This is a genomic window from Synergistales bacterium (assembly GCA_021736445.1).
Lineage (GTDB): Bacteria > Synergistota > Synergistia > Synergistales > Aminiphilaceae > JAIPGA01.
In genome coordinates, this window is record JAIPGA010000096.1 from 1 (window position 1) to 8634 (window position 8634).

The following is an 8634-nucleotide window of genomic DNA, read 5'->3' on the forward strand; positions in this document are numbered from 1 at the left end:
TGCAGGCCGCCAAGGCGAAAGCTAGAGGCTACAGGACAGTCAGCAATCTGATCACAAGTTGTTATCTCATAGCGGGATGCCTAGATTTCGGCCTTCCTGAAGTCGTAAAGGTTAACCCACGCTGATTAGCGAGGAGCCTTCGGATCTCGCCGTAGACGACCAGGCGGCCATCGTGGAGGTGCTGCAGAGCGAGAACATCCCCTACAAGCTCGATCCCCAGGCGAACGCTATCCTTTTGCCCAAGGAACAGGTCTACCACACGCGACTGATGCTCGCCCGCGAAGGGTTGCCCAAGGGAGGCGGCGTGGGGTTCGAGATCTTCGACCAGAGCGACGTGGGGATGAGCGACTTCCAGCAGCGCGTCGCCTTCCTCAGGGCGCTGGAAGGCGAGCTGGCCCGCACCATCGGCGAGATCGACGACGTGGAATTCGCCAAGGTCAACATCGTCATCCCCAAGCAGCGGCTCTTTCTCGAGGAGCAGCAACCCTCCACCGCCTCCGTTCTGGTCCGTCTCAAACCGGGCGCCACGGTCAACCCCGAGCAGGTGCGTGCCATGGTGCACCTGGTGGCCAAGAGTGTCGAAGGATTGCAGCCCGACCAGGTGACCATCGTGGACAGCCAGGGCAATGTGCTCTCCGACATGCTTTCCGATGATGACTTCCTCTTCGGTTCCGCCGGCGGCCAGGAGGTCTCGTCGGTGCAGCGCGAGCTGGAGCGACGGCAGGAGAAGGAGTTCGAACGCAAACTGCGGATCATGCTGGAGCGTGTCTTCGGTCCCGGCAATGTGGTGGTCCGGGTGCGCGTGCAGCTCGATTTCGACAAACGCAGGCAGAACGTCACCGAGTACATCCCCGGTCCGGACGGCAAGGGCGTTGTCCGGAGCGAGCAGGACATGGAAGAGAGCTATGTCGGCCCGGGCAATGTCCCCGGCGCCCCCCCCGGAACAACCACCAACATCCCCGGCTACGCCATTGCCCCGGAAGAGCAGGGCCAGAGCGAATACAACAAAGAGGAGTCCACCACCAACTACGAGATCACCACCAGGGAGGAGGAGGTCGTCAGGACCCCCGGCTCGGTGGAAAAGCTCACCGCCTCGGTGCTGGTGAACGGCGATCTCGAGCCGGAAGCCACCGACGGATTGCATGAGGCTGTGGCGGCGGCCATTGGACTTGACGAGGCCCGTGGTGATAAACTGGTAGTGCAGCAGATGAAATTCTCCACCTCCTTCGTGGACACCATGCTCGCCCAGCTGCAGGAGGAGCGCAGGCAGAAGCTGATCGTCGGCATGATCGCCATTGCCCTCGTCCTGGCCGGTGCCGCGGCGGCGGCCTTCTGGTGGATGCGGAGGAGGCGGAAGCAGATGCGCGAGGCCGGAGAGGGCGAAGGCGCCGGTGAGGGGACACCGAGTCTCGAAGAGATGATGGAGCATCCGGAGATGATGGCCGGCCGCGACGAGACAGCCATTCTCGAGGAGCAGATCAGGGCCTACGCAACGAAGAACCCCGAGGATGTGGCGCAGGTCGTGCAGAACTGGCTCTCCGAGGAGTAGACCAACCCCTCCGAGGGAGGCGCAGGAATGGCGAAAAAGGAACTGCGAGGGCGAGACAAGGCGGCGATACTGCTCGTCGTGCTGGGACCCGAGATCTCGGGCCAGGTCTACAAGCACCTCGACGAATCGACAATCGAACTGCTCACCCTGGAGATCGCGAACCTGCGGCAGATCCCGCAGGAGGACAAGACCCAGGTGCTCAAGGAAGCCCAGGAGCTCCTGATGGCCAAGGAATTCATGAGCCAGGGCGGTGTGGACTACGCCCGCAGTCTGCTGGAGCAGTCTCTGGGCTCCGACAAGGCCCAGGAGATCCTGCGACGCATCACCGCCAGCCTGCAGGTGCGGCCCTTTGACTTCATGCGTCACACCGACGCCCAGCAGGTACTGAGCTTCATCCAGGGGGAACACCCCCAGACCATCGCCCTGATCCTCTCCTATCTCAATCCGGATCAGTCGGCGCTGATCATGAGCGGGCTGCCGGCGAATGCGCAGTGGGACGTCACCCGCCGGATCGCCACCATGGACCGGATCACCCCCGAGGTGCTGAGGGAGGTGGAGCGCGTGTTGGAACGCAAGGTGAGCACCGTACTCGGCCAGGATTTCACCGCCGCCGGCGGTGTCGACTCGGTGGTGGACATCATCAACCGCGTGGACCGCGGCACCGAGCGCAACATCATGGAGACCCTGGAGGAGAAGGACCCCGATCTCGCCGAGGAGATCAAGCGTCGGCTCTTCGTCTTCGAGGACATCATCGGCCTCGAGGACCGTTCCCTGCAGCGTGTGCTCCGGGAGATCGACATGAAGGACCTCTCCCTGGGCCTCAAGGGCGCCACCGAGGAGCTGAAGGAGAAGTTATTCAAGAACATGTCCAAGCGGGCCGCCGACATGCTGCGGGAGGACATGGAGTTTATGGGCCCCGTACGGGTGCGCGATGTGGAAGAGGCCCAGCAGAAGATCGTCAACGCAGTGCGGGCGCTGGAGGATGCCGGAGAGATCGTGATCGCCCGGGGCGGGGAGGAAGAGCTGGTTGTCTGATCCCCATAAGCGCCGTCTCTACCGGGCGGTGCGTCTCATCCCCGAAGCAGTGCGGATCTCCCGCGAGGAGCCGGGGAATGCCGAGACTCCCGGCGGCGAGCCGGCCGAGGAAGAGCAGGCGGAGTCGCCGGAACGGAAGCAGCTCGCCGACGCCGAGCAGCGGAACAGGGAGCTGCAGGCGGAGCGCGACAGCGGGAAGGAGCACATCGGCACGCTCCAGCAGCGTGTCCGGGAGCTGGAACAGCAGCTCGACAGGCAGAAAAAACAGGCTGACAAGGAAAAGGAGAAGCTGCGGAAGCAGCATCAGGCCAGTATCGACGGAGAGCTGGAACAGGCCAGGCGGAAGGGCCACGACGAAGGCTACAGCAACGGTTTTCAGGAGGGCGAAGAGCGCGCCCGGGAGGAGACCAGGCAGTACTACGACGAGCGCTTCGGCAAACTGGTGGAGCTGCTGGAAGGCGTCCACAGGGAGCTTTCGGGGCACCTCGACGAGCTCTACGAAACCAACGAACCCAAGCTCGTCCGCTTCTGGGAGATGGTCCTCCGCAAGCTGCTGGATCGGGAGGTCCACGCCGACGGCGGGACGGTACTGCAGCAGCTGCGGAAGGTGCTGAACCGGGTGAGCGACCGCGAACGGCTGATGATCTATCTGGCCCCCGGCGACGTGCAGACCGTCGAGGACCGGCAGAGCGAGTTCTCGGACATCCTGCGCGGCGTCAGGCATATGGAGTTTGTCGCCGACGAGAGCGTCGACAGAGGCAGCTGTCTGGTGGAGACCAACCTCGGTGTCTACGACGCACGATGGACCACCCTGCTCGAGCTGGTCCACAACGAGGTCGAGCAGGTTGTGCGGGGAGGTGAGCAGCCTGGCCCGGAAGACCAAGGAAGCGAAACAGCCGAAGGAGAGCAGGCGGGATCTGTGGAGAACGCTTGAATCCCGGCTTGTCCAGGTCCCGCAGGTGCAGGTGAACGGCCGGGTCGTCCAGATGGTGGGGATCGTCATCGAGTCCCAGGGGCCCGACGTGCAGGTGGGTGACCTCTGCGAGGTGCGCTTCCGGCACCGGCGGCGGGCCCTCAAGGCCGAGGTCGTCGGGTTCCGTGACGACCGTGTGCTGTTGATGCCTCTGGGCGATATCCACGATATCGGTCCGGGCTGCGACGTGGTCGCCCTGGGGAGGAGTCTCAGCGTCCACGTCGGCGACTGCATGCTGGGCCGTATCCTCGACGGACTGGGCAACCCCATCGACGAAAAGGGCGCTGTCTGGGGCAACATGTTCTATCCCCTCTACGCCGCGCCGCCCCATCCACTGCGGCGCCAGAGCATCGATCAGCCGCTGCCCGTAGGCGTCAAGGTCCTCGACGGCCTGCTCACCTTCGGCCGGGGCCAGCGGCTGGGGATCTTCGCCGGCTCCGGCGTGGGCAAGAGCGTCCTGCTGGGGATGATGGCCCGGAACACCGAGGCGGACGTCAACGTCATCGCCCTGGTGGGCGAGCGGGGCCGCGAGGTGCGGGAGTTCGTCGACCGCGACCTCGGCGAGGAGGGGCTCCAGCGTTCCGTGCTGATCATCGCCACCTCGGACCAGCCCCCGCTGGTGCGGCTGAAGGCCGCCCTCACCGCCACGGCGGTGGCGGAGTACTTCCGCGACCAGGGCAAGAACGTCCTGCTCATGATGGACTCCGTCACCCGTGTGGCCATGGCCCAGCGCGACGTCGGGCTGGCCATCGGCGAACCCCCCGCCACCAGGGGGTACACCCCTTCGGTCTTCGCCTTTCTGCCGCGGCTGCTCGAACGTGCCGGCGCCGGCGAGCGGGGGAGCATCACCGGCATCTACTCCGTTCTCGTGGAAGGCGACGACATGAACGAACCTGTCTCCGACACGGTGCGGGGCATCCTGGACGGGCACATCGTTCTCTCCCGGGCCCTGGCCTCCCGCAACCACTATCCGGCGGTGGACGTCCTGGGCAGTGTCAGCCGGGTGATGCCCCATGTGACGGACAAAAACCACCAGGCGGCGGCGAGCCGCGTGCGGGAACTCCTCTCGGTCTACGCCGATGCCGAGGATCTCATCAATATCGGCGCCTACAAGGAGGGGAGCAACCCCCGCATCGACTGGGCGCTGCGCTATCTGGAGCCGGTGAACCGCTTCCTGCGTCAGGGAGTGGACGAAGGCCAGGGATACAGGGAGACCCTGCAGCAGCTGCAGAGCCTCGTGCCCGAAACGACGGGCTGATAGGAGGCGACCATGCGGAACAAGATCTATCGGTTCAAGCGGGTGTTGCATACCAGGGAACAGCAGCGCGATCAGGTGCGCGTCGAGGTGGCGGAGTGTCGGGAGCGCCTGGCCTCGGCCGAAGAGCAGCTCGACACCCTGCAGGGGAGCCGCAGAAAGGCTATGGAGGACTTCAGCTCCCAGATGAACGGTGTGGTCTGCAGCGGCGCCGCCCTCTGGTGTTCCCGCAGCCACATCGACACCATAGAGGATCATATCCGGGCCAAGCAGCGGGAGCTCAAAGAGGTGGAAGAGGAGCTGGAGATCCGGGAGGATCGTCTTCTGGAGCAGCACAAGGAGGTCCAGAAGCTGGAGCGATACGTCGAGCGGATCGAGGAGACCAACGAATCCATGATCCGCAGTAAAGAGCAGGCCACGCTGGACGACATGGCCACCACACGCTTTCTGCTCAAGGAGTGAGACCTGTGCGCATCGATCTCTCCAACTACCACCGCGCCATGGCGCGGATAGAAACGATACGGAGCTCCTTCGGCAGCGGTGCTCCCGCCGGCGGCAGCGGGGACGTCCGGTCGCCGGCGAAGCGCTTCGAGGCGCTGCTTGACGAACGACAGGAGACACCCTCCGAGTCCGAAGGGCCCTCCGTCAACGGAGCCCCTGCGGTGGAGAAACCCGCACTCCGGCCCGACGCGCCCGCTGCGGAGCGGGAGCAGGACGGGCCCGCCTGGCAACGGAAGCTGCCCGCCGTGGCGGAGCGCTACGGTCTGCCGCCTGCGCTGGTCCGCGCCGTCATCAAGGTGGAATCCGGCGGCCAGACCGGCGTGCGTTCCCACAAAGGCGCCATGGGCCTCATGCAGCTGATGCCGGCCACCGCGGCGTCCCTCGGCGTGGATGACCCCTACGATCCCCTGGAGAACCTCGACGGCGGCAGCCGCTACCTCGCCGACATGCTCTCCCGCTACGACGGCGACCGCGAGAAGGCTCTGGCCGCCTACAACGCCGGTCCTTCCAGGGTGGACCGCTACGGCGGCATCCCCCCCTTTCCCGAGACGGAGCGTTACGTGCGGAACGTGATGGCCCTCTTCCGCCGGTACCAGAGCGGGGAGGAGCAGAGCGATGGTTGACCAGTGGCAGGAGGAGGAGCCCCAGGAACAGCGCACCCCGAAACCCGCAGGGAAGAAGCCGAAGCGCGGCTCCGGCAAGGCCAGGGGGTGCGGCTGTCTCCTCCTGACGCTGCTCATCGCCGGCGGCCTGCTGACAGGGCTGACCGTCAGCGGCGTCTGGGATCCGCGTCCCATGCTCTACGAGACGCTTCCAGGCATACCCGTCGTAGGTCCCCGGCTGGCCGGACTGGCGGGGGTCCCCGAGGAGTACTCCCTGACGCCCGAGGAGCGGCGCGCCCAGGAGCTGGCCGAGCGCAAGGCGCTTCTGGAGCAGCGTGAAGCCAGCCTCGACATCATGCGCCGGCGGTTGATGGCCAGTTCCGGCGATCTGGCCCGCCGTCGGGAGGAACTCCTCGCCCTGGAGCAGCAGCTCGCCGCGCAGCGCGCCAAGCTGGCCGAACAGGAGGATTCGGGGCCCGGCGCATCGGAGGAACAGATCGAAGAACTCCTCGGCGTCTACGGCGAGATGTCCGCCCGCCGCGCGGCGGAGGTCTTCGCCGGCCTCAAGGAGGAGCTGGCCGTGGAGCTCCTCTCCCGGCTCTCCAACGAGCAGGCCGCCGATATCCTCGGCAAGATGGAACCCCAGAAGGCGGCGCGTCTGACGGAGCAGCTCGCGGACCGCAGGTAGCCCCGCGGACGCGCCCCCTTCGGCACCCCCGCTCCCCCCGATACACGGTATAAAGTCCCGCCCCGGAGTACCGATACCCCATAGGAGACGGAATACGGCATACGCGCGTGCCCACCAGGGACGGCCGGGCATCGGAGCAATGCAACGGAGTGCGCATGGCAACCCTCGCGACGTTAGGAGGTCGCCCCATGAATCGGTCTATATGGACCGGGCTGAACGGTGTGGTGGGCAACCAGACCTACCTTGATGTGCTGTCGGACAACGTGGCCAATCTGGACACCCCGGGGTTCCGACGCTCCTCACCCAAGTTCGACGCCCTGCTTTCACAGACAATCCAAAGCGGAACCGGCGGCCAGGGGAATGTGGGCGGCACCAATCCCGTGCAGATCGGGCTCGGTTCCTATGTCAACGCCATCGACGCCATCCACACCCAGGGCCCGCTGGAAGCCACCGAACGCCCCGGCGACCTGGCCATCTCGGGCAACGGCTTCTTCCCCCTTTCCCTGGACGGCGAGCAGGTCTACAGCCGCGCCGGGCGCTTCGTCCCCGACGCGGAGGGGCATTTCGTCCTCTCCGGTACCGGGGCCATGCTCCAGGGCATCCCCCAGAACGGCAACGGCCAGGGCAATCTGGAGCCCATCCGGCTGCCCATAGCCACCGAGGAGGGCCAGACGGCGGCCGGAAACACCATGGACCCAAGCGCCACCACCAGCGTCCTCTTCTCCTGCAACCTCTCGCGTTCCATGAACCCCGAGGAGTCCCACAGCACCACCATCGACATCTACGACGCCGCCGGTGATCCCCATACGCTGCAGGTCACCTGGAGCAAGGCCCTGGACGAAGACGGCCAGTGGCGGGAGAACCGCTGGCAGTGGACCGCCGAGCTGGCCGAAGACCCCGGCGGGACCGTCGGCGAAGGGGAGATCGCCTTCTACGGCGAGGAGAGCGACGCCGGAACCCCCGGCGCCGTCGTGGACGACGCCTCGGCGACGCCCGCTATCGACATCGCCTTCCCCGGGAGCGAAGGCGCCTCGACGGTGACACTGGATTTCACCGGCGGCGGCGACGACCTGGAGGGGCTCACCCAGTACGACTCCCCCTCCACCACCCGCGCCGTCTCCCAGAACGGCTACCCCGAAGGGGAGTACCACACCTTCTCCTTCGATACGGCGGGGCACCTCAACGCCCACTACACCAACGGACAGAGCGTGGCGCTCTACCGGGTGCCGCTGGCGCTCTTCCGCAATCCCACGGGCCTGGACAAACAGTCGGACACCCTCTTTATGGAGTCCCTCAACTCCGGCGACGTCCGCACCACCTTCTCGGAGGAGGGCGGCGCGGGCCTTATCAACCCCCAGGCGCTGGAGCAGAGCAATGTCACCCTCTCGGAATCCTTCTCCAACGTCATCGTCGCGCAACGGAGCTACCAGGCCAACGCCAGGGTGCTCACCACCAGCGATGCCTTCCTCGACGAGAGCATCAGGATGAAAGGATAGCGCCATGAACGTCATGGAGATGCTCTTCAGCCGGCTTCAGGGGGACACCTCCCCCCGGAGCGGAAACAGGGGAACCGACAGCGGCGGTGCCGGCGGCTTCGCCGACCTCTTCGCCTCGCTGACCTCCGGAGAGGGCGAGGCCGGAACCACGGCGGGGCGGGATCTCCCGCCGGAGCTCCGGGCGATGCTCCGGCAGAGCGCCGGAGACACGCCGGTTCCCCTCGCAGACGAGTCGGCATCCCAGCTTTCTCCGCAGGGCGGGGGGCGGATCGCCGCTGCGGGGCTGCAGCAGCTGCTTGTGGCTCTGCAGCTCGGCGGCAGGCAGGGCGCAGGGGAAGGGCAGCCCGCGCAACAGACAGAAGAGGTGCCCACGGAAGCGGAATCTGCAGGCGATTCCGAATCGACCCGGGGCGACACGGCGGAAGGCGCCGATCCCCGGGGCAACCCCACCGAAGCGGCGGAGCCGCAGGTGGTGCGCGACGGCGGCGAAGCCTTTATCGGACGGCCTGTCCGCGACGGCCGGCCGGGCTTCGGC

At 66.2% G+C, this 8634-nt stretch carries 9 protein-coding genes; all 9 read left to right on the forward strand.

All coding sequences use genetic code 11. The annotated features are described in order from the left end of the window. Positions 1-121: 121 nt before the first annotated feature. Entirely contained in the window at positions 122-1549 is a 1428-nt protein-coding gene (fliF, locus tag K9L28_10820) for a flagellar M-ring protein FliF (GenBank protein ID MCF7936821.1), read from the forward strand. A gap of 27 nt (positions 1550-1576) precedes the next feature. Beyond that, positions 1577-2584, forward strand: a complete 1008-nt coding sequence (gene fliG / locus K9L28_10825) for a flagellar motor switch protein FliG (GenBank protein ID MCF7936822.1) — start codon at positions 1577-1579, stop codon at positions 2582-2584. Continuing rightward, a complete protein-coding gene (locus K9L28_10830; GenBank protein ID MCF7936823.1) occupies positions 2577-3518 on the forward strand; it encodes a hypothetical protein in 942 nt (313 codons plus the stop codon). Before fliG ends, K9L28_10830 begins: the two co-directional genes overlap by 8 nt. Next, entirely contained in the window at positions 3502-4815 is a 1314-nt protein-coding gene (gene fliI, locus K9L28_10835) for a flagellar protein export ATPase FliI (GenBank protein MCF7936824.1), read from the forward strand. Before K9L28_10830 ends, fliI begins: the two co-directional genes overlap by 17 nt. A 12-nt stretch (positions 4816-4827) precedes the next feature. Then, entirely contained in the window at positions 4828-5274 is a 447-nt protein-coding gene (gene fliJ / locus K9L28_10840) for a flagellar export protein FliJ (GenBank protein MCF7936825.1), read from the forward strand. Between the two features lie 38 nt (positions 5275-5312). Further along, positions 5313-5936, forward strand: a complete 624-nt coding sequence (locus K9L28_10845) for a transglycosylase SLT domain-containing protein (GenBank protein MCF7936826.1) — start codon at positions 5313-5315, stop codon at positions 5934-5936. Then, positions 5929-6603, forward strand: a complete 675-nt coding sequence (locus K9L28_10850) for an MgtE intracellular region (GenBank protein MCF7936827.1) — start codon at positions 5929-5931, stop codon at positions 6601-6603. Before K9L28_10845 ends, K9L28_10850 begins: the two co-directional genes overlap by 8 nt. Positions 6604-6791: 188 nt before the next feature. Continuing rightward, entirely contained in the window at positions 6792-8099 is a 1308-nt protein-coding gene (locus K9L28_10855; protein ID MCF7936828.1) for a flagellar hook protein FlgE, read from the forward strand. 4 nt (positions 8100-8103) lie between these two features. Next, positions 8104-8634 (forward strand): hypothetical protein (locus K9L28_10860; GenBank protein ID MCF7936829.1); only part of this gene is annotated, 531 nt, incomplete at its 3' end.